Here is a 21,300-nt window from a genome sequence, read left to right as displayed (position 1 = left end):
AGTGTAACCCGATGGGAAATGACCGCACCATCGCCATCGCCCTGCAGATCAAGACGGACCTGAACAAGGCACGTGGGGACGTCGACGGCATCAAAGAGGCGATCGACGACCTGGGCGCCACTGCCGAAAAGGCGGGTCCCTCCCTGGATGATCTGGAATCCTCGGTGGAGGACTTAGGCGAGCGCGGTCGCACCACCGGTGCCGCCGTTGATGACCTCGGACGCGCGGTAGATGGCCTGGGGACCAGTGGTAGGGGTACGGGCGCGGCCGTCGAGGGACTTGGTCGGACGGTCTCTGGCCTGGGCAATACCGGGCGAGCAACGAACGCGACGCTTCGCGAGCAGACTGCCGAACTGGCGAAGCTGCTGGGTGAGATCGATCCCACGGTGGCCGCCCTGGATCGCTTGGACGAGCAGGAAGCCAAGCTGCAGAAATACCGTTCCGCCGGGTTGCTGGACGATGAGGGCTTGGCTCATTACCAGAATCAGGTGAACCAGAGTCGCGCGGCCCTGGGCAACCTCGGTGTCACCGCCGGCCAGACGCGCCAAGCCATGCGCCAGCTGCCGGCACAGATCACCGATATCGTCACGGGCCTGGCCACTGGCCAACCGGTGATGCAGGTGGCCTTGCAGCAGGGTGGCCAGCTGCGCGACAGCTTCGGCAGTTTCGGTGGTGTGCTCAAGGGTCTCGCCAGTCTGATCAGCCCAACGGTGGTCGGCGTTGGTGCATTGGCGGCTGTCGTCGGCATCCTGGTGGTTGGAACGGTCGAAGGTTTTCAGCAGCAACAACGCTTCAACGAGGCCCTGAATCAAACCGGCGGTTATGCGGGCAAGACCGGTGCGCAGCTCTCCGTGCTTGCATCAAGCATTGGCCAGGCCACCGGGGCGTTCGGTGATTCGGCTCAAGCCGTGGCATTGCTGGCCGAATCCGGCCGCATCAGTGGCGATACTCTGGACGTAGCGGCACGTGGCGCCGTGGCGTTTTCGGAAGTCACCGGCAAAAGCATTGACGATGCGGTGGCCAAGTTTGTAAGCCTGTCCAAGGATCCTGTCAGCGCCATCAAGGCGCTCGACGACCAGTACCATTTTCTTGAAACCAGCGTGTATGCACAGATCCGCGCCTTGCAGGAACAGGGCCAGGAAACGGCAGCGGAAGCGCTCGCACAGCGCACACTTGCCGACGCCTTCGAGGCACGGCGCGCGCGTGACGTGGCCAACCTGGGAATTATCCAGAACGCATGGCGAGCGCTGAAGGCGGAGGTCTCGGGCGTATGGGATGAAATCAAGCAGGGCGGCGCGCTCATCGCCAACCTGGGCTCCCAGGTCACGCAGCAGCAGCTCAACCAACTGTATGCCCTGCGCGGTTACTACGAGTCGATTGGATTCGGGCTGGGCGAGAAGTACATCGCCGGCGTCGATCAGAGGATCGCCGCCCTTAAAGAGCAACAAGCGGCAGAGGAAGCCACTGCCAAGGCCGAAGCTGCTCACCAACGACAACAGTCTGAGGGCAACGCGGCGCTGGATCGCATTGCGGCAACGCACGCGAAGTACGCCACGGCGGCGGATCAATACAAAAAGGAGCTCGACGATATCAATGCCAACTTCGACGCGGCGATCAAAGCCATGCCGGGTAAGGCAGACGAGTTGAACGCTCAACGCGCCACGCAGTTACGCGCTGCCGTCAGTGCGTATGCCGCGTCCCTGCAGAAGTCGGCTGGCCGACCGGATCGCTCCGCCGAACGTGAAGCGGCTGCCGAAGCTAAGGCCGCTGCCGCTGCCCAGGAGCAGCTTCTGCAGTCGCTGACCCAACTGCAGGGCGAGCTCGATCCGACCGCTGCCGCGTGGGTCCGCTATAACGACACCGTGAACAAGGCCAATGCCCAGGCCGAGCAGGCAAAGAAGGCACCGGGCGCCAACATCGCCTCGATCAACGCCCAGCGGGACGCAGTGGTCGCCCTCGCCGGCACGATTCGCGATGCCGCGATCGACAAGATCATCGACAAGGACCGCCAGGCGTGGGAGACCTTGCGCGAGGCATTGCGCACGCCCAGCGAGGTCAAGGTCGAGACGGCCATCGATCAGATCAAGCAACTCAATGCCTTTCTGGCCAATGGCACCATCAATGCTCAGCAGTACCACGACGCGTTACAGCGTGTCGGTCAGAACAGCGTGGTGGCCGCGCCGAAATACCAAGGCGTGGATGCGGTCGTCGGCGGTCCAGCGGGCGAACTGGGAAAGAGCTTCAAGGCGGCTCAGGATCTGGAGACCTGGCACACGCAGCAGCTCGCGGCCAACGAAGCGTTCCGCCAGCAGGATACGGCCAACGAAGAGGTCTACCAGGCGCGCAAAGCCGAGATCGCCCAACAGTATGCCGAGCAAACCGCGGCCATCACGCAAGCTCAGCAGCAGCTTGCCCTGGCCGCCGCCAGCGATGGGTTCGCCAACCTCGCGGACATCGCCAAGTCAGCGTACGGCGAGCAGAGCGCTCAGTACCGCGCACTTTTCGCACTAAGCAAGGCCTTTGCCATTGCTCAGGCGGCGATCTCCCTGGGTGTCAACGTGGCTAAGGCCAGCGAGAGTGGATTTCCGGCGAACATCGGCTTTATCGCTGGTGCCATCGCGCAAGGCGTACAGATTGCCAGCATCATCGCCGGCGCCACCTTCTCCGGCGGCGGTTCCAGCTCCGGTTCCAGTTCCAGTGGTAAGGGATACGCCGAAGGCGGCTATACCGGGCCAGGTGGCAAGTTCCAGCCGGCCGGCATCGTGCATGCGGGCGAAGGCGTCCTGAACCAGCAAGAGGTCGGCGCTTTGGGCGGCCCCGGAGGCTTCTTCGCCCTGCGACACGCCATCGCCGCCGGCACGTTGCAGATGCCGGGGTATGCCGATGGAGGCTACGTCAATCCCATCGGGGATGCGCCCCGGGTCGCCGCGCCTAGTTCGTCAGTGGCACGTCTTCCTGACGGTACCGAAGCCAGTGCAGCGCCGGCTGTGCATAACAACTTCAGTTTCCTGACGTCCTTCGATGCCAACGATCTGGCCGAGAAGATCCTCAGTACGCCAGTAGGGGAACGGTTGGTGGTGAGCCACGTGGTGGCCAACGGCTCCCAGGTCAAATCGGGGATCGGTGCCTGATGGGCGGTTTCGTTTATGGCGATGTGGTGCCCTGGACAGTCCCGCCGGACTGGAGCCAGCCGGTACGCGAGACGTTGAGCTGGCTGACCGACTACATGAGTGCCCGTAATGGGGCCCGCCAGAAGCGGCAGCTGCGCCGGGCACCTCGCCGTACCTTCCAGTTCCAGGTACTGGCCAGCGACGCCGAGCATCGGTTGCTCGATGCACTGCGCTTTGACCAGGGCAGCAGGCCGTGGGCATTGCCGATCTGGCCCGACGGCCAGTTCCTGGTCACAACGACCGCCCCCGGTAGCCTGAGCACGACGTGTGCGACGTCGGGCCGTGACTTTGTTGCTGGCGGGCGGGCGTTGTTCTGGCGCTCGATCGATAGCTGGGAGGTGGTGACGATCGCGGGCGTTGGTTCCGACAAGCTCACGTTTACCTCGCCCACACTCGATACCTGGGGGCCGGGTTGCCGACTCTATCCCTTGCGTACAGCGCGTATCCCGGCTGCCATCGACGCCACATACCGCACTGACGCGGCCACTCGGATGACGGTGACTATGCAGGTCGACGAACCCTGCGATTGGCCTGCCGTGGCACCGTCGGCGATGTATCGAGGTATGCCGGTCCTGGAATCTCGCCACGACGAGACCGAAGATCCCACCGGCCGCTTCGATCGGTCAATTCAACAGGTGGATGCGCAGACTGGCACCGTCGCTTACATCGACCTGCCAGGGCGTGCGTTTCGCCTGCAGAGCCACAACTGGAAGCTACACGGCCGGACCGAACACAGCGATTTCCGTTCGCTTATGTACTGGCTGCGCGGCCGGATGGGCACCCTATGGGTACCGAGCTTTGCCGCCGACCTGCTGCTGGCCAGTGGCGCAGCTGCCGGCGATAACCAGCTGAATGTGGAATGGAGCGGGTATGCGGTCTTCGGCCGGCAACAAAGCAACCGGCGAGACATCCGCATAGAACTCCTTGACGGCACCGTCCTCTATCGGCGGATCACCGCCAGCATCGAGGCCGGCACCACGGAGATCCTGACCTTGGATAGCCCGCTGGGCCTCTCGGTGCAGCGTCGAATGGTGCGTGCGATCAATTTCATGACGCTGGCCGAACAGGCGGCCGATACAGTGGCCCTGGAGCACATCACCGGTATCGAGGGTGTGGCTCACGCCACGACCCAGTGGGCAGGAATTCGTCATGACCTCTGAAGCACGTGACGCCAGCCAAGACCAAGGCCAGCCGTACAAGCTCTACGTATTCACTCGTGGGACGAAGACCTGGCGCTATACCGACGCGGATCGACTGCTGTTCGTGGGAGGGAACGCGTACGCTCCGGCCCCCATCACGCACACACGCATCCAGGACGGTGGCGAGCAGAACAAAATCAGCATCACACTGAAAATGCCCAAGACGCTGGAGGTGGCCAAGAATTGGCGCCCGTATCCTCCGGCCGATGCGGTTGCGATCACCATCATGACGCAGCACTGGGGCGAAGACGACCTGCTGGTCGACTGGGTTGGGCGCGTCATTCAACCGAAGTACGACGACACCACCCTTTCTCTGACTAGCGAACCGACCTCGACCACCGCAAAGCGTGGCAACGGTGGCCGGACATTTCAGCGCAGCTGTGACCTGATGCTGTATTCCCAGGGCAACGGCAAATGCAACGTTGACCGGGCCGCGCATGCGGTGCGTGCGGTTCTGGCCGACGTGGCCGGCCTTGCCGTGACGGCCCCGTCGTTCGCCTCGCTTCCGGCGGGTCGATTTGCTGGCGGCGACATGGAATGGGTACGCGCCGATGGACTCATTGAACACCGCAGCATCGACAGCCATCGCGGATCCACCCTGGTGCTGGATTACGGCAGCGACGATCTCAAGCCGGGCCTGAACGTAACGGCCTATCCCGGCTGCAGCCAGACGTGGACCGACTGCCTGTACTACGGCAACACCGACAACTACGGCGGTGAGCTGGATATCCCTGGACGTAACTATTACGACGGCAACATGGTGGTCTGACGATGTGGGCACTGATCGCCGTTATCGTGGTTTCGTTGATTGTGTCGGTAGCGATGCAACCGTCGATCCCGAAAGGACCTGGAGCGCAGAAGGGTACGGTGCCCGACGTCAAGGACGGTAAGCGCCTGCGCCGCGTGTACGGCACGGTGTGGATTGACGATCCCATGCAATTGGCGATGAAGGAGATGGGCGAAACGCCCATCAAGAAATGACCATGAACGTAACGCTTGAACACCTTGCAGGCATTCAGGGCTTCAGCCCCGCGCCAGGACTATGCCGGCGTGGGGCCAGGGCGTGGTTTGATCGGCATGGCCTGGACTGGCATGCCTTCCGCCATGAGGGCATCGATGTAGAAGTCCTGGAGCGCATCGGCGATCCGTTTGCACAGGCCGTGGTCGCCCATGCGCGCGCGCAGGAGGCCGCACGTGGGATCGCGTAAGAAACAGACAATGGGCTACTGGTACAACTGGGCCATGCTTTTTGGCTGGTGTAAGGGACCCATCGACGCCTTCCTGGAGTTTCGTGCGGGTGGCCTGACTGCCTGGCGCGGCCGCCTCACCGCAAGCGGCCGCATCCGCATCAACCAGCCGAACCTGTGGGGTGGTGAAGATACCTCCGGCCAAGGTGGCTTGGTGGGCGACATGGATGTGATGTTCGGGCAACAGAGCCAGCAACCCAACGACTACATGCTGGCCACCTTCGGCCAAAGGCAGAGTGCCCGTCGCGGCAAGCTGACCACATGCTGGCGGGGCGGCCGCTTCGGAGCGTATGTAGCCAATCCCAAGCCGGTGAGCGCCAAGGTCGAGCGCATCCTGGCCGACTGGCAGGATGGGGTGGTGTGGTATCCCGAGCGTGCCGTCATTGACATGTCCAATATTGTGTCCGATGCGGAACTGGGCCCGCTGTCGGACGGATGGCGTTATCGCATCGTCTCCCTCAATGACGGTGCCGATTACTCCGCTGAGGCCTACGACGATTCCCATTGGTCCGTCGGCAAGGCCCCGTTCGCCAGTGCCCCAGGCCAACCCTATGCCGAAGCGTCCGGCTTCCCTGCCGTCATGTCGACGCGGTGGCCACTGAACTCCCGGATCTGGCTTCGACGGCAGTTCACAGCGACAGCTGCACAGGAGGTCAACCTCACCGTTTTCATCGATAACCAAGCCACCGTGTGGGTAAACGGGCGCATGGTTCTGCCCCCGACCGATACCACCAGGTCAATGGTCTCGTTCACGATCCCCGCATCGATAATGCGCGTAGGGATCAACACGCTCGTGTTGCGTGGAGACGATGACGCAGAAACCGGCTCAGGTGACTATACGTATGCGGCGATCAAGCTGACGCCGGGTGGTGGTCTGAACGCCATGAACCCCGCCCATGTCCTGTACGACAGCGTCACCCATGAGGACTTACAAGGCGAGCCGGTGGGTATGATCCATGACGGTAGTTTTCGGGCCGCCGCAGACACGCTGTGGAGCGAAGGGTTTGGGATCTGCACCGAGTACGACAGCAGCAGCGAAACCCCACTGCAATTCCAGCAGCGGATTTGCACCCTAATCGGTGCCAGCTTGAGCCAGAGCCGCGTTGATGGCCTGTACTACCTTGACCTGATCCGGGGCGATTTCGACCGGGAAAGTCTGCCGGTGATCGGCGAGGACGATGTCATATCATTCGTCCAGGATCCTAGTGTCATTACCGAGACCGGCAACCGCCTGAGCGTGGAATGGTTCGACCCGACGAGTAAAGAAGTACGCACCACAGCCCCGATCTTCGCGATGGGCAACGTGCGAAGCGCCGGTCGGGTGATCGCGGCCGATACGCCGCAGTACCACGAGATTCCGACCGAGGGCCTGGCATTGCGGTGTGCCTCTCGCGACCTGAAGGCGGTAACGGTCCCACAGCACAAGCTCACGTTGACCGTGCGGGCTACCCACCGGGGCCTGCGCCCAGGAATGAATCGACGTGTGATGCTGCCAAGCGAGGGGATCGCCGACATGGTGGTGGTGATCGGCAGCGTCGACCACGGCACGGCCACGGACGGGCAGATGAAGATCGTGGCCGTACAAAACATCTATGGCATGCCGGAGACAACCTACGTCCAGCCGGAGAATGGCACCTGGACGCCTCCAGACGACACCCCGTTGCCCTCGCTGTACCAGCGTGCGATCGAGGCGCCGTATGTCGAGCTGGTCGCGTCATTGTCCAACGGCGATCTCGCGGCCCTCCCAGCGGAGGCCGGCTACCTGGTCACAATGGCCGCACGTGCTTCCTCGGGACCGAACTACCTGGTTGCAACTGCGGCTCAAGGTGAGAATTACGCCACCTACGACGTTGCCGACTGGTGCCCCACAGCGACCGTGAGTGGAAAAGCCGACTACCTGGCCAAGACGTTCTCCATTACCGCTGGCCAGGACCTTGATCGGGTGCAGACTGGCAGTTGGGCGCTGTGGGACGACGAGATTGTTCGCGTGGATGCCTTGGATCCGGTGGCAGGCACGATCCTGCTGGGCAGGGCCTGTGCCGATACGGTTCCCTGGCAACACGCCGATGGCTCGCGTATCTACTTCGTCGGCGACTGGACGGGAACGGACAATCGAGAGTATGTCGGCGGCGACACTGTGCGCGCCAAGCTACTGACCCGCACGCGCACGGGAACCTTGGGCCTGGCGAATGCTCCAGAATTGACGGCACCCTTTGCTGAACGAGCGCACAGGCCTTACCCGCCTGGCAATCTTCAGATCAATGGTCATCCCTATCCCTCACAGGTGACAGGTGCCTTGAGCGTTACCTGGGCCCATCGTGATCGACTGCTGCAGGCCGACCAGTTGGTCGATGTCTCGCAACCGGACGTGGGACCCGAACCGGGTACCAGCTACACCGTCCGTATCTACCTTGAGGGCACGAAGGTCGTCGATCAGAGTGGACTCGCCGGCAAAAGCTGGACAGGCGCGCTGAGCGCCAACGGCAATGCAAAGGTTGAGGTCATTGCTTCTCGCGGCGGTCAGGTGAGCTGGCAGAGTGCGGTGGCGTCTTTCAGCTACACCGTGAAGATCGTCGTTACTGGGGACGCTCCTGATGGCCTGGTCGGAAGTAACTACGCCTATACCTATACCGTGACGGGTGGCCAGGCGCCCTATCAGTGGGTTATCCAGTCCGGTCAGCTGCCAGATGGCCTGACCTTGGATGTCGATAGCGGAAAGCTCGCTGGCACGCCTACCGCTGAAGGCTCCCGTCAGTTCGTCATCGTGGTCACGGATGCCACCGGCCAGACGGTCACCTTGGCTGATGCCATCAACATAGCGGCGGCAGGCACGTCTTACGCCGCCGTGGTGGCGGCCGATGCCCCGATCGCATGGTGGCGCCTCCAGGACAGCGTAGCGGACGGGAGCGTTGCAAGTGACGCGAGTGGAAATTCCCGCCACGGTACCTACCGGGTCTTGTCTGCAGATGCAGGGCTTCAGCCAGGCCCAAGCTTGGTGTACGGCGCGTCTCGCTCATATGCCAAGAGCGGGGCGAACCCGGCTGGCATGATTGCGCCAATGCCCACTATCCAGGGCAGTTACACCGTCGTTGCCTGGATCAAGACCACAGACAAGGGCGCCACCCGGGAGATTGTGGCCATCGACGATGAGCGCTCGCAGCGTCTGTTCCAACTCCGACTGCAACAGGGCGTGCCGGTCTTTATTAGCGTACGGGGGACCGTCATTGGCGTCGGTGGTTCGGCGTCGATCGCCGACAACGCAAAGCATATGGTGATGGCCACGGTGGATGCCACAGCTACGAGCAACAACATCAAGCTATATGTCGACGGGGTTCTAATTGCGATCGGTAGCGCCGACACGGCTGGATCGTCAGGTGCCCCTGCCTGCATTGGTTGTTACCAGTCCTACGATGGCCACGCGGATTACCAGTGGATCGGGGCGATAGCCGATGTCTCGCTGAACGACAAGGTGCTCGGGGCAGACCGTGCGGTGGCCTATTACGAGGCCGGTCAGGCGCAGCCAAAGTTGGTTCAGCAACGCACTTTTGATTCGGCTCCGGCCAGCGGGGAGTGGTCGATCCGTCGATCCAACCCGAAGATCGCCTGGCAAGCGGACACTCAGGCGCTGCGCATATCAGGTGGCGACCTATCCAACTTTGTCTCCTGGGACGCTTGGGGCTCCTTCACCGGCGCGATCGCGATCGAGTCCGATATCGTCTACGTTGCGGGAGGTAGCCTTAAGCATTGGGGTCTGTACATCGACAGCGGCAACTCAGGGCAACATGGGTATCGTGTGCACCACCTACAGGCCAAGTGGGGCATGTCCACCTGGAACGACGGCTCCGAAGGCAGCGGTAGTGATATCGGTCCCGGTGATGTGGTCGTGGGCCAGACGTATACAGTGCGATGGGAAGCTGACGGCAGGGGCAATTTCACCTTGCGGGTCAACGGGACGTATATCGGTACTGTCAGTAACAGCGCGTTCACCTCGTGGCGGCCGGGCTGGTTTAGCTATGGCAACGAAGGTACGGTGATCGACGTTAAGGCTGTTAGGGTCTACGCCCTGTAGTGCCTCATCGTACCAAGAGGGCGCTGGGTAGATGAACAAGCTGAACCCGCCGACCTGTTCTGCCCCTTACCACTGGTTGCCTTGGTGCCGCTGGGAACATTTTCTCCTAGCGGCATTTTCTTTCTCCATGCGAAAGTTCGACGAAGCCGAGTTATCAAGCCATTCGGCCGGGATTTATCAAGGCGCGCGTTACGATATCAATGTCGCGGCGCCCGTCGGGCAGGGTGGCGTGGCGGATGATCAGGTCCATGGGAAGCTCCGGCTAACGATCCCCCATTGTAGGAGCGCGCCTTGCGCGCGACAGGTTTTCGCGAAAATCCCGGATATTCGCGCCAATCCGGTGGCGCGCGAGGCGCGCTCCTGCATGTTCACGCCGTGGCGGCGCGGATACGGCACCATATATTCACCCATGAACCTCTCCGACAAGCTCGCCATCCTGGCCGACGCCGCGAAATACGATGCCTCGTGCTCGTCCAGCGGCGGCAAGGGCCGTAACTCGCTCGGTACGGGAGGGATCGGTTCGACCGAAGGCATGGGCATCTGCCATGCGTACGCACCGGACGGGCGCTGCATCTCCCTGCTGAAGATCCTGCTCACCAATTTCTGCGTCTACGACTGCGCCTACTGCGTGAACCGGCGCAGCAGTAACGTGCGGCGGGCCCGTTTCACGCCGGAAGAAGTGGTCAACCTCACACTGGAGTTCTACCGGCGCAACTACATCGAAGGCCTGTTCCTTTCTTCCGGCATCATCCGCTCGCCGGACTACACGATGGAGCAGCTGGTGCATGTGGCGCGCTCGTTGCGCACCGAGCATCGCTTTGGCGGCTACATCCACCTGAAGACCATTCCGGACGCCTCGCCCGAGCTGATCGATGCGGCCGGCCGCTGGGCCGACCGTCTCAGCATCAACGTGGAGATGCCGACCGAAGGTGGCCTGAAATCGCTGGCGCCGGAAAAGGATCTGCGCGACATCCGTCGCTCCATGGGCCGCCTGCGGCTTGCCATCGACGAGGCGAAGGCCGAAGCGAAGGCGCCACGGTTTGCGCCGGCCGGGCAGAGCACGCAGATGATCGTGGGCGCCGACAGCACCAATGACCGCGAGGTGCTGGTGACCAGCAGCAACCTCTACAACAACTACCAGCTGCGCCGTGTTTACTACTCGGCCTTCAGTCCCATCCCCGATGCGTCGAAGATCCTCCCCTTGAAGCCGCCGCCGCTGGTGCGCGAGCACCGGCTCTACCAGGCCGACTGGCTGATGCGTTTCTACGGCTTCGGCGCCGACGAGATCGCCCCGGCGGGGAACGACGGCATGCTGCCGCTGGATATCGACCCGAAGCTGGCCTGGGCATTGCGTCATCGCGAGCAGTTCCCGGTGGACGTCAACCGGGCCGCTCGCGACATGCTGCTGCGCGTGCCCGGGCTGGGTGTGAAAACGGTGGACAAGCTCATCGCCATGCGCATGCACAAGCGCATTCGCTACGACGACCTGATCCGACTGCGCGTGCCTGTAAAAAAGGTGGCGCCCTTCGTGCAGACGCTGGATCACCGCCCGCGTGGCGACCACGAAAGCCAGGTTCTGCGCCGCGACCTGCGCGAACCCGCGCAGCCCGACTTGTTTGGCTGATGTACGGCGTCGTTCTTGACGATGCGTCCGACTTCGACGAGTGGCGGACCAAGGCACGGGCCCTGCTGCTTGCCGGGGTAGATCCTCGTGACGTGGCCTGGCAAGGGGAGGGATTGTTCGGAGGCGTTGCCTTGCCTTCGCCACGCGATATTGCCCTGCCTGCGGTACCGCGTACCTTCCTCGACCTGGCGGCCGTCGTGCTCACGCACAGCGACGAGCGCCGGCACGCGGTGCTCTACCGCATGCTGTGGCGGCTGACCCATGGCGAGAAAGGCTTGTTGAGCATCGCCACCGATGACGATGTGATCTGGGCGCACGCCTGCGCCCGGCAGGTCAACCGCGATGCGCACAAGATGAAGGCGTTCGTGCGCTTCCGTGAGGTGACGACGGAAGGTGGCAGCGTCTACGTGGCCTGGTTCGAGCCGGCGCATGACATCGTGCGTCGCGTGGCGCCGTTCTTCGTGCGCCGGTTCACGGGCATGCGCTGGTCCTTGCTCACGCCGTCACGCACCGCCCACTGGGACGGCGCGACGCTTTCTTTCGGGCCGGGTGCGAGTCGCGAGGATGCCCCGACGGATGATGCGCTGGAAGATCTGTGGCGCACCTATTACGCGAGCATTTTCAATCCGGCCCGGCTGAAGGTGGATGCGATGCGTCGCGAGATGCCGGTGAAATACTGGAAGAACCTGCCGGAGGCGCGGCTTATTCCCGAACTGGTGCGCGATGCGTTGCCCAGGATGCAGGCGATGGTGGAGAAACAGGCCACGGTGCCCCGGAAGAAGATCACCCCCTTGCAGAAGGCGGCGGACGACGCGCCCGAAGGCAGCCTCGCGGCATTGCGCCGGCAGGCGCAGGATTGCCGTGCCTGCGAGCTGTGGAAACCCGCCACGCAGACGGTGTTTGGCGAGGGCCCGGCGCATGCGCGCGTGGTGGTGATCGGCGAGCAGCCAGGCGACCAGGAGGATCTGGCCGGCAAGCCTTTCGTGGGGCCGGCGGGGCAGTTGTTCGACCGGGCGCTGGGGGAGGCGGGTGTACCGCGCGACAAGCTCTATGTCACCAACACGGTGAAGCATTTCAAGTTCGAACCGCGCGGGAAGATGCGCCTGCACAAGCGGGCCAACGCGGAAGAACAGGCCGCCTGCCGGCGCTGGCTGGCGGCGGAGATCGACCGCATCCGGCCCGGGGCGCTGGTGTGCCTGGGCGCCATGGCTGCACACGCGGTGTTCGGAGCATCGTTCAAGCTGATGGAGCAGCGCGGCCAGTGGATCGAGCTGCCCGACGGCCGCAAGGCCATGGCAACGATGCACCCCTCCTACCTGCTGCGCCTGCCCGACCCAGCCGCACGCGAACGCGCCTACGCCGACTTCGTCCGCGATCTAAGCCTGATCACCCCAGAACTCGTGTAGGAGCGCGCCTCGCGCGCGACCGTTCATGCGACATGCTGCCCGGTCTGCCGATGATCGGCTGTGTCGCAGACCCGGTCGCGCGCGAGGCGCGCTCCTACAGGGCTGAGGGGGTGTCTGGTGTTGTGGTTGGGTCGGTCGCGCGCGAGGCGCGCTCCTACGGTGCGGGTTTGAATTTCTTGAGTTTTTTGGGCACGGATGCGTTTTTCAGCACCACGTATTCCGGCAGGCCATCGGCGCCATACGGTGGCGGCACTTCGCCCTGGATCAGTGGCGCGAGGTAGCGCCGGGCCGCGCTGGTGATGCCGAAGCCATCCTTCGAGATGAAGCTCTTCGGCATCTTCTTCTCATGGTTGGCGATCTTGTCCAGCGGTGCGGCTTCGATCTTCCACTTATAAGGCTCGTCGGATACACGCACGATCACCGGCATCACGGCGTTGAGGCCTTCGGCGGCGTACTCCACGGCCTTCTTGCCCACCGCGTAGGCCTGCTCCACGTCCACCTTGGACGCGATATGACGCGCGGAGCGTTGCAGGTAGTCCGGCAGCGCCCAGTGATACTTGTAGCCCAGCTTCTCGCGTACCAGCGCCGCCAGCACCGGTGCGGCGCCACCCAGCTGCGCATGGCCGAAGGCATCGCGGGCGCCCGACTCGGCGAGGAAGCGGCCCTCGTTGTCCTTCACCCCCTCGGACACCACCACGGTGCAGTAGCCCACCTTCTCGACGGTGGCCTGCACCTTCGCCAGGAACGCCCCGGGGTCGAACACGTTCTCTGGGAAGAGGATCACGTGCGGCGCATCGCCGGGCTTGTTGCCGGCAAGTCCGGCGGCTGCCGCGATCCAGCCGGCGTGGCGGCCCATGACCTCGATGATGAACACCTTGGTGGAGGTATCGGCCATGGAGGCCACGTCGAGGCTGGCCTCGCGCACGGCGATGGCCGTGTACTTGGCGACCGAGCCGAAGCCGGGGCAGGTGTCGGTGACCACCAGGTCGTTGTCGATGGTCTTCGGCACGCCGATGCAGTTCACCTCGTAACCCAGCGCCTGGCCGATCTTCGAGACCTTGTTGGCCGTGTCGGCCGAGTCGTTGCCGCCGTTGTATAGAAAGGTGCGGATGTCGTGCGCGCGGAACACCTCGATGAGACGTTCGTATTCGGCACGATTCTCTTCCAGCGACTTCAGCTTGTAGCGACAGGAGCCGAACGCGCCGCCGGGCGTATGCCGCAGGGCCGCGATGTTGGCCTTGGCTTCCTTGCTGGTGTCGATCAGCTCCTCGCGCAGCGCGCCGAGGATGCCGTTGCGGGCCGCGTACACCACGATGCCCTTGTCCCGGGCCGTTTCGATGACGCCCGCCGCGGTGGCGTTGATGACGGCGGAGACACCGCCCGACTGGGCGTAGAGGAGTTTGCCGGAGGCCATGCGTCGCATCCTTTTCGGGTCGTAAGCCCCGAGGGTACCGCGAGCGGGGCACGTGCGGCGTCCTGCCACGTCTGTGTAACAGCCGTTTGACGCGGCGCGTCACCACCCGTTACCTTGGAACCCATTTTCTCGTGGCCGGCGGCGGGGTTATCCCGGACGTGCGGCGAAATCGGAGCATCAATGCGACTCGTCCTCTTCGGCGCCCCCGGCTCGGGCAAGGGTACCCAGGCGGTCTTCCTCAAGGAGGCCCTGGGCATTCCGCACATTTCCACCGGCGATCTCCTGCGCGCCGAGATCAAGGCGGAATCCGAGCTCGGCAAGAAAGCCAAGTCCCTCATGGACGCCGGCCAGCTGCTCCCGGACGACATCATGCTCGGCATCATCCGCCATCGCCTGAGCCAGCCGGATGCCAAGCCCGGCTTCATCCTCGACGGCTACCCGCGCAACCTGGCGCAGGCCGATGCCCTCGACGTGGTGCTGAAGGAAATCGGCCAGCCGCTCGACGTGGTGATCAAGCTCGACGTGCCCAACGAGGCCATCATCGCTCGCTGCGTGGTGCGCTTCGAGAAGGAAGGCCGCCCGGACGACAACCCGGAAACGGTCAAGAAGCGCCTGGGCATCTACGCCGACCAGACCGCCCCCGTGGCCGAGTTCTATGCCAAGCGCGGCAAGCTCAAGGTCATCGACGGCGTGGGCGACCTCGCGGACGTCACCGCCCGTATCCAGGCGGCCCTCCACGAGGTCAAGGCCGTGAGCGCCTGATCCTTACCGGCCCGCCTTCATGGCGGGCCTTTCGCGACGGCCCTCGCCGTCGCGCCTTGCGATGAAACACGGCATGCGCGTCCATATCCTCGGCATCTGCGGCACCTTCATGGGCGGCGTCGCCGCGCTCGCACGCGAGCTGGGCCTCCAGGTGGAAGGCTCCGACGCCAACGTCTACCCGCCGATGAGCACCCAGCTCGAACAGCTGGGCATCTCGCTCATGCAGGGTTATCGCCCGGAACACCTGCAGCCCGCACCCGATCTCGTGGTGGTGGGCAATGCGATGGTCCGCGGCAATCCGGCGGTGGAATACATGCTCGACGAAGGCATGAAGTACATCTCCGGCCCGCAGTGGCTGGGTGAGACGCTGCTGGGCGGTCGCGAGGTGCTGGCCGTGGCAGGCACGCATGGCAAGACCACCACCACCAGCCTGCTGGCGCATCTGCTGGAGTCGGCCGGCCAGTCGCCGGGTTTCCTCATCGGCGGCGTGCCGGGCAATTTCGACGTCTCGGCGCGACGCGGCGAGGGCAAGCCCTTTGTGATCGAGGCCGATGAATATGACTCGGCCTTCTTCGACAAGCGCTCGAAGTTCGTCCATTACCGGCCGCGCATCGCCATCCTCAACAACCTGGAATACGACCACGCGGACATCTTCCCCGACGTGGCCGCCATCCAGCGCCAGTTCCATCACCTGGTACGCACCGTGCCGGGCAATGGCCGGCTGATCGTCAACGCCGAAGACACCTATCTGGCCGACGTGCTCGCCATGGGTGCGTGGACGCCGGTGGAAACCTTTGGCATCGGTCGTGGCGACTGGCAGGCGGAGCTACTCGCCGCCGATGGCTCGCATTTCCGCGTGTCGAAGCAGGGCGACGTACTGGGTGAGATCCGCTGGGCCTCGCTGGGCCGGCATAACGTCATGAACGCGCTGGCGGCGCTGGCCGCGGCGGCCGCGACGGGCGTGGACCCGGTCGCCCTGCTGCCGGCATTCGCCAGCTTCAGCAGCGTGCGTCGTCGCATGGAAGTGATCGGTACGGCAAATGGCGTCACGGTGTATGACGACTTCGCGCACCATCCCACAGCCATCGCCACCACGCTCGCCGGGCTTCGCGCGAAAGTCGGCAAGGCACGCATCGTGGTGGCGCTGGAACCACGCTCGAATTCCATGCGCCTGGGTGCGCATGCCGATGCGCTGGCGCCATCGCTTGCGGATGCGGATCGCGTGGTGTTCCTGCATCGTCCCGAACTGTCGTGGGATGCGGGCAAGGTGACTGGCGCGCTGGACGGCAGCGGCAGTACGGTGCCCGATGTCGATGCGCTGATCGCCGCACTGGCCGCAACGGCAGGCGAGGGCGACCACGTGGTGTTCATGTCCAATGGCGGCTTCGAAGGGGCGCCCCGGCGCTTCTTTGCCGCGCTCAACGCAGGTTAGACTTCCGGGCATGGCCGCAACCACGCCCACACACGACCTGCCGCTGTTCCCGCTGGCGAACGTCCTCTTTCCGGACGGTCATCTCCAGTTGCGCATCTTCGAACCGCGCTATCTCGACCTTGTGCGCGAATGCGCCCGCACCGGCCGCGAGTTCGGCGTGTGCATGATTCTCGAAGGCCGCGAAGCAGGGCAGCCCGCGGTTCCGGCCGCCGTGGGCACGCTTGCGAGCATCACCGATTTCCACACGCGCGAGGACGGCCTGCTGGGCATCGTTGCGCAGGGTGGTCAGCGCTTTCGTGTGTCGCGCACGCGAGTGCGCGGTGATGGCCAGGTGCGCGGGGATGTCACCCTCTGGCAGCCGGAGGACACCCTGCCGGTGCCGGCCGAATTCGGCCTGCTGGCCACCATCCTCGAACGCCTGGCCGAGCAGATGATGCCGCCGTGGCGACACGACGTGGCCGGCCGTGCGGACGATGCCAGCTGGGTCGGCTTCCGCCTGTGCGAACTGCTGCCGCTGGACGCCGACGAGTGCCAGCACATGCTCGAACTGGACGACCCCATCCAGCGCCTGGCGGAACTGCGCGACATCCTCCCCCGCTTCCAGCGCGGCTGAGCCACGTGGGCTAGCTCGTTTGGCGTATGGCCGCTTTCGGCAGGCCGTTATAACGTCGATCCCCGTCGCCGTGGCCTTTCGAGGCGCATGGCGCGTGGGGCTTGCCGGCCTTGCAGGGGTGTCGGCGGCGGGACAGGGAGCACCCGCAAGGGCCGGCAGCAGGCCACGGGCACGGGGTGAGGAACAGTCATGTCGCACGAGGAATCGTCGGGCCATCGCGCCATATGGGGCGAGAGCCAGGCTATCGGGACGCTTCTGCACAACCTGCGCAAGTTCGCTCCCGTGGAGCTTCCGTTGCTGATCACGGGGGAGACGGGCACGGGCAAGGAGGTGGCGGCGCGCACCCTCCATCAACTGTCGCCACGCCAGGACCGGCCCTTCGCGGCGATCAACTGCGGGGCATTGCCCGCCAACCTGGTGCAGTCCGAACTGTTCGGCCATGAGCGCGGCTCGTTCACCGGGGCGACCTCGCGACGCATCGGTCATTTCGAATCCGCCGACGGGGGCACGGTCTTTCTCGACGAGATCGGTGACCTGCCGCTGGATGCCCAGACCAACCTGCTGCGCGTGCTGCAGGAAGGCACCATCGAGCGCATCGGCAGTTGCCGGTCGATACGCGTGGACGTGCGCGTGCTGGCCGCCACCCACGTAGACCTCGAAAAAGCGGTGGCGCAGGGGCGCTTCCGCGAGGATCTTTTCTACCGCCTCAACGTTTTGCGGCTGCGCATGCCGCCGCTGCGGGAGCGCGGCAGCGACGTAGACCTGCTGGCACAGCATTTCCTGGACACCTTCCGCGAAAGCTACGGTACGCGGGCACGTACCTTCAGCGCGGCCGCCCGCCGCGCGATGAGCACCTTCGGCTGGCCGGGCAACGTGCGCGAACTCATGAACCGGGTGCAGCGTGCCGCCGTGATCGCCGACGATGCGCTGATCACGCCCGACGACCTCGAACTCAACGCCGATGCGCCCGGCACCGATCGCGACAGCCTGGGCGGTGCACGCACACTGGCCGAACGCGAGGCCATCGTGGACTGCCTGCGGGCCAGTGCCTTCAACATCAGCGAATGCGCCCGCCGGCTCCGGGTTTCCCGGGTCACCGTCTACCGGCTTTGCAAGAAACACCAGCTCGTGCTCGACGAACTGCGCTGAGGGAACGGGGCCGGTGAAAAAACTCCCGGTTCACAGGGGAACCGGGAGTCCCATTCGCCGCCGGACTTGGCAGGGTCGTCGGACGTCGAACTCCGCGGGCTTCACAGGGCCACGGTGACGGAAGGAGCAAACGCCGTGCCATCCGGAGCAGAGGCTGATTCGCAAGGACTTTTCAGGCCATTTCCCAGCGCAGGCATGCCAGGGCTGTAGCGGGTGAGAATCAGCGCGTTGCACGAGCGCTACACAGGCCGTTGTTCCGGCCGGCCACCCCTTATACGATGTGGATTCCACGCGAGCGCCCCCACGGACCCGGTCCGACTGCCACTCGCGAGGGAAGGATCGATGTCGGACCGCAGAGCGTACCGTGCGATTCCATCCGTCCCTGCTTGGGTCCCGGCGCTGCGGCCGGGTCCCGGAGTTGTTGCAATGTCGTCGCATCCTTTCGAACCCTCCGAGCTCATCGGCCTGGGCAAGCGTTACTGGCTTTCCGTCTACCGTCCCCGCGACGTCATCCTCGATCACGGCAAGGGCGCCCGTGTGTGGGATAGCGAGGGCCGCGACTATGTCGATTTTGGTGCCGGTATCGCGGTCAACGCGCTGGGCCATCAGGACCCTGACCTCGTCGAGGCACTGGTCACCCAGGCACACAAGCTCTGGCACGCCAGCAACGTCTTCTATTCCGAACCGCCGCTGCGCCTGGCCGAAGAGCTGGTGGAGCACGCGCCCTTCGCCGAGCGCGTCTTCCTGTGCAACTCCGGCACGGAGGCCAACGAAGCCGCCATCAAGCTCGTCCGCAAGTGGGCTGCCGGCCAGGGCCGTGCGCCCGAGAACCGCGTGATCGTCACCTTCAAGGGCTCGTTCCACGGCCGCACGCTGGCATCGGTGACCGCGACGGCCCAGCCGAAGTACCAGGAAGGCTATGAGCCGCTTCCAGGGGGATTCCGCTACGCACCGTTCAACGACGTGGCGGCACTGGAAGAAGCCTTCGCCCAGGGTGGCGTCGCCGCCGTGATGCTGGAGCCGGTGCAGGGCGAGGGCGGCGTGATGCCGGCCGATCCGGGCTTCCTGAAGAAGGTGCGCGAACTGTGCGACGCCCACGATGCCCTCATGGTGCTGGACGAGATCCAGTGCGGCATGGGCCGTACGGGCACGCTGTTCGCCCACACGCACGACCACGTCACCCCCGACATCGTCACCCTGGCCAAGGCGCTGGGTGCCGGCTTCCCCATCGGCGCCATGCTGGTGGGCCCGAAGGTGGCCGACGTGATGCAGTTCGGCGCGCATGGCACCACCTTCGGCGGCAACCCGATGGCGGCGGCCGTGGCCCGCGTGGCGCTGCGGAAGATCGCCTCGCCGGAAGTGCTGCTCAACGTGGAGCGCCAGGCCAACGACATCCGCAAGGGCCTGGACAAGCTCAACCACGAATTCCACCTGTTCTCGGAAGTGCGTGGTCGCGGCCTCATGCTGGGCGCGGTGCTCGATGCGGCTCATCAAGGCCGTGCTGGCGAAATCCTCGACATCGCCGCCGCCCACGGCCTGCTCATCCTCCAGGCCGGCCCCGACGTGCTGCGCATCGTGCCGCCACTGACCATCACCGACGAAGAAGTGGCCGAAGGGCTGCACCGCCTGCACGCCACGCTCGCCGAATTCGCGGCGAAACAGGCAAAAGTAGCGTAATAAAAAGCCCGGCCATGGCCGGGCTTTTCTGTAGGAGCGCGCCCCGCGCGCGACCGGTTTCAGCGACACCCCACACCTGTAGGAGCGCGCCTCGCGCGCGACCGGTTTTTCGCGATATCGATCCTGTCAGAGCGTGCTTCGCGCACGACCGATGGTTGCGACACCCCCGGTCGCGCGCAAGCACGCTCCTACAGGGCGGCGAACACCGTGTCCGCCGCGGCGATGGTCTCCTCCAGCACCGCATCCGAATGCGCACTGGACACAAACCCCGCCTCGAACGCCGACGGCGCGAGATACACCCCGCGCTCCAGCATCCCATGGAAGAACCGGTTGAACGCCTCGACGTCGGCTGCCGTGGCCTGCGCATAGCTCTCCACCGTTTCACTGGTAAAGAACAACCCGAACATCGCACCCACACGATTCACGCTGAAGGCAACGCCATGCTTCTTCGCAGCAGCGGCCATACCGTCGGTAAGCCGTACGGTCCGTTCAGCCAGATTGGCGTGGAACCCCGGCGCCTGAATCAGCTCCAGCATGGCAAGACCCGCAGCCATGGCCACCGGATTACCCGACAGCGTACCCGCCTGGTAGATCGGGCCCGCCGGCGCCACCTGCTCCATGAGGTCGCGACGACCGCCATAGGCACCCGCCGGCATGCCGCCACCGATGATCTTGCCGAAGCAGGTGAGGTCGGGGGTAATGCCGTAGTGGGCCTGCGCGCCACCCAGGGCCACGCGGAAGCCGGTCATCACCTCGTCGAAGATCAGCAGCACGCCATGCTCGCTGCACAGCTCGCGTAACGCCTGGAGATAGCCCGGCTTCGGCGGGATGCAGTTCATGTTGCCGGCGACCGGCTCGATGATGAGGCCGGCGATGTCCTTGCCTTCCTGCGCAAAGAGCAGGCGGGCGGCGTCGATATCGTTATAAGGCAGGGTGAGCGTGAGGTCGGCGGAAGCCTTGGGCACGCCAGGCGACGTCGGCACGCCGAAAGTGAGCGCGCCGGACCCGGCCTTTACCAGGAAGCTGTCGCCATGGCCGTGGTAGCAGCCTTCGAATTTCACGATCTTCGTGCGGCCCGTGGCGCCGCGGGCGAGGCGGATGGCCGACATCGTGGCCTCCGTGCCCGAATTGACCATGCGCACCATCTCCACCGAGGGCACCAGCTTTACGATGGTCTCGGCCATCGTCACTTCGGCGGGGCAGGGCGTGCCGAACGACAGGCCGTTGCGCACGGCACGCTCCACGGCTTCGCGCACGGCAGGATGGTTGTGTCCGACGATCATCGGACCCCACGAGCCCACGTAGTCGATGTACCGCTTGCCCTCCACGTCCCACAGATAAGCACCATCGGCGCGCTCGGTAAAGAACGGCTCGCCGCCGACCGACTTGAAGGCGCGCACGGGCGAATTCACGCCGCCAGGCAGCAGCTGGCGGGCGCGGGCGAAGAGTTCGTGGTTCGTGGTCATCGGGTGGTTCCGGTGAAGAGGTCGGCGAAACGACGCGTGGCGGACTGGATGTCCGCAGCGGCGAAGATGGCG

General features: G+C 64.5%; 15 protein-coding genes and 1 pseudogene (1 of these 16 cut by a window edge). 13 read left to right on the top strand and 3 right to left on the bottom strand.

Annotated elements, in window-relative coordinates; translation table 11 throughout:
- Window positions 1–11 precede the first annotated feature (11 nt).
- From KR767_RS04040 to KR767_RS04005, 8 genes are all read left to right on the top strand, one after another.
- Window positions 12–3,131: a phage tail length tape measure family protein gene (locus KR767_RS04040; RefSeq protein ID WP_250878180.1), complete on the top strand. Its 3,120-nt coding sequence runs from the start codon at window positions 12–14 to the stop codon at window positions 3,129–3,131.
- Window positions 3,131–4,330, top strand: coding sequence for a hypothetical protein (locus KR767_RS04035; RefSeq protein ID WP_250878179.1), 1,200 nt, complete (start codon window positions 3,131–3,133; stop codon window positions 4,328–4,330). Before KR767_RS04040 ends, KR767_RS04035 begins: the two co-directional genes overlap by 1 nt.
- On the top strand, window positions 4,320–5,138 hold the full coding sequence (locus KR767_RS04030; RefSeq protein ID WP_250878178.1) for a phage BR0599 family protein: 819 nt from the start codon (window positions 4,320–4,322) through the stop codon (window positions 5,136–5,138). The genes KR767_RS04035 and KR767_RS04030 overlap by 11 nt, the downstream gene beginning before the upstream one ends.
- A gap of 2 nt (window positions 5,139–5,140) precedes the next feature.
- Window positions 5,141–5,350 (top strand): hypothetical protein, encoded by a 210-nt coding sequence (locus KR767_RS04025; protein ID WP_250878177.1) that lies wholly within the window; start codon window positions 5,141–5,143, stop codon window positions 5,348–5,350.
- Window positions 5,351–5,352: 2 nt separating this feature from the next.
- A complete protein-coding gene (locus KR767_RS04020; protein ID WP_250878176.1) occupies window positions 5,353–5,577 on the top strand; it encodes a hypothetical protein in 225 nt (74 codons plus the stop codon).
- A gap of 10 nt (window positions 5,578–5,587) precedes the next feature.
- Entirely contained in the window at window positions 5,588–9,685 is a 4,098-nt protein-coding gene (locus tag KR767_RS04015; protein WP_250878175.1) for a LamG-like jellyroll fold domain-containing protein, read from the top strand.
- 409 nt (window positions 9,686–10,094) lie between these two features.
- Complete coding sequence (locus KR767_RS04010) at window positions 10,095–11,309, top strand: putative DNA modification/repair radical SAM protein (RefSeq protein ID WP_425602722.1); 1,215 nt, start codon at window positions 10,095–10,097, stop codon at window positions 11,307–11,309.
- Complete coding sequence (locus tag KR767_RS04005) at window positions 11,309–12,715, top strand: UdgX family uracil-DNA binding protein (protein WP_250878174.1); 1,407 nt, start codon at window positions 11,309–11,311, stop codon at window positions 12,713–12,715. Before KR767_RS04010 ends, KR767_RS04005 begins: the two co-directional genes overlap by 1 nt.
- Window positions 12,716–12,869: 154 nt before the next feature.
- Here KR767_RS04005 and KR767_RS04000 read toward each other — a convergent pair whose 3' ends face one another.
- Window positions 12,870–14,129 carry a 6-phosphofructokinase gene (locus KR767_RS04000; protein WP_250878173.1) on the bottom strand — a complete coding sequence of 420 codons (1,260 nt, stop codon included), beginning with the start codon at window positions 14,127–14,129 and terminating at the stop codon, window positions 12,870–12,872.
- A gap of 180 nt (window positions 14,130–14,309) precedes the next feature.
- Here KR767_RS04000 and KR767_RS03995 point away from each other — a divergent pair, with 180 nt between their 5' ends.
- From KR767_RS03995 to KR767_RS03975, 5 genes and pseudogenes are all read left to right on the top strand, one after another.
- The gene (locus KR767_RS03995; RefSeq protein ID WP_250878172.1) at window positions 14,310–14,891 is read left to right on the top strand and encodes an adenylate kinase; all 582 of its coding nucleotides are present in this window, start codon (window positions 14,310–14,312) and stop codon (window positions 14,889–14,891) included.
- A 73-nt stretch (window positions 14,892–14,964) separates the two neighbouring features.
- Window positions 14,965–16,323: a UDP-N-acetylmuramate:L-alanyl-gamma-D-glutamyl-meso-diaminopimelate ligase gene (gene mpl, locus KR767_RS03990; RefSeq protein ID WP_250878171.1), complete on the top strand. Its 1,359-nt coding sequence runs from the start codon at window positions 14,965–14,967 to the stop codon at window positions 16,321–16,323.
- A 10-nt stretch (window positions 16,324–16,333) separates the two neighbouring features.
- A complete protein-coding gene (locus tag KR767_RS03985) occupies window positions 16,334–16,936 on the top strand; it encodes an LON peptidase substrate-binding domain-containing protein (protein ID WP_166951808.1) in 603 nt (200 codons plus the stop codon).
- 210 nt (window positions 16,937–17,146) lie between these two features.
- A pseudogene (locus KR767_RS03980) lies at window positions 17,147–18,085 on the top strand (sigma-54 interaction domain-containing protein); the annotation flags it as partial.
- A gap of 426 nt (window positions 18,086–18,511) precedes the next feature.
- Window positions 18,512–19,762: an acetylornithine/succinylornithine family transaminase gene (locus KR767_RS03975; RefSeq protein WP_250878170.1), complete on the top strand. Its 1,251-nt coding sequence runs from the start codon at window positions 18,512–18,514 to the stop codon at window positions 19,760–19,762.
- Window positions 19,763–19,950: 188 nt separating this feature from the next.
- On the opposite strand, the gene hemL is transcribed toward KR767_RS03975, so the two are convergent.
- Both hemL and thiE read right to left on the bottom strand, forming a co-directional pair.
- Window positions 19,951–21,228 (bottom strand): glutamate-1-semialdehyde 2,1-aminomutase, encoded by a 1,278-nt coding sequence (hemL, locus tag KR767_RS03970; protein ID WP_250878169.1) that lies wholly within the window; start codon window positions 21,226–21,228, stop codon window positions 19,951–19,953.
- A protein-coding gene (gene thiE, locus KR767_RS03965) for a thiamine phosphate synthase (protein WP_250878168.1) crosses the window boundary here: on the bottom strand, window positions 21,225–21,300 show its end. Its footprint extends 563 nt past the window's final position; 76 of the gene's 639 nt are visible here — the last part of the coding sequence; the start codon falls outside the window, past its right edge; it ends in the stop codon at window positions 21,225–21,227. The genes hemL and thiE overlap by 4 nt, the downstream gene beginning before the upstream one ends.

The sequence above is a fragment of the Luteibacter anthropi genome (assembly GCF_023699965.1).
GTDB classification, from domain to species: Bacteria; Pseudomonadota; Gammaproteobacteria; order Xanthomonadales; family Rhodanobacteraceae; genus Luteibacter; species Luteibacter anthropi.
The sequence above is the reverse complement of the archived record's forward strand: the minus strand, read 5'-3'. Positions and strand labels throughout refer to the sequence as shown.

Coding starts and splice junctions, on each gene's coding strand:
- KR767_RS04040 (WP_250878180.1), top strand. CDS start 12: ATGGGAAATGACCGCACCATCGCCATCGCCCTGCAGATCAAGACGGAC.
- KR767_RS04035 (WP_250878179.1), top strand. CDS start 3,131: ATGGGCGGTTTCGTTTATGGCGATGTGGTGCCCTGGACAGTCCCGCCG.
- KR767_RS04030 (WP_250878178.1), top strand. CDS start 4,320: ATGACCTCTGAAGCACGTGACGCCAGCCAAGACCAAGGCCAGCCGTAC.
- KR767_RS04025 (WP_250878177.1), top strand. CDS start 5,141: ATGTGGGCACTGATCGCCGTTATCGTGGTTTCGTTGATTGTGTCGGTA.
- KR767_RS04020 (WP_250878176.1), top strand. CDS start 5,353: ATGAACGTAACGCTTGAACACCTTGCAGGCATTCAGGGCTTCAGCCCC.
- KR767_RS04015 (WP_250878175.1), top strand. CDS start 5,588: ATGGGCTACTGGTACAACTGGGCCATGCTTTTTGGCTGGTGTAAGGGA.
- KR767_RS04010 (WP_425602722.1), top strand. CDS start 10,095: ATGAACCTCTCCGACAAGCTCGCCATCCTGGCCGACGCCGCGAAATAC.
- KR767_RS04005 (WP_250878174.1), top strand. CDS start 11,309: ATGTACGGCGTCGTTCTTGACGATGCGTCCGACTTCGACGAGTGGCGG.
- KR767_RS04000 (WP_250878173.1), bottom strand. CDS start 14,129: ATGGCCTCCGGCAAACTCCTCTACGCCCAGTCGGGCGGTGTCTCCGCC.
- KR767_RS03995 (WP_250878172.1), top strand. CDS start 14,310: ATGCGACTCGTCCTCTTCGGCGCCCCCGGCTCGGGCAAGGGTACCCAG.
- mpl (WP_250878171.1), top strand. CDS start 14,965: ATGCGCGTCCATATCCTCGGCATCTGCGGCACCTTCATGGGCGGCGTC.
- KR767_RS03985 (WP_166951808.1), top strand. CDS start 16,334: ATGGCCGCAACCACGCCCACACACGACCTGCCGCTGTTCCCGCTGGCG.
- KR767_RS03975 (WP_250878170.1), top strand. CDS start 18,512: ATGTCGTCGCATCCTTTCGAACCCTCCGAGCTCATCGGCCTGGGCAAG.
- hemL (WP_250878169.1), bottom strand. CDS start 21,228: ATGACCACGAACCACGAACTCTTCGCCCGCGCCCGCCAGCTGCTGCCT.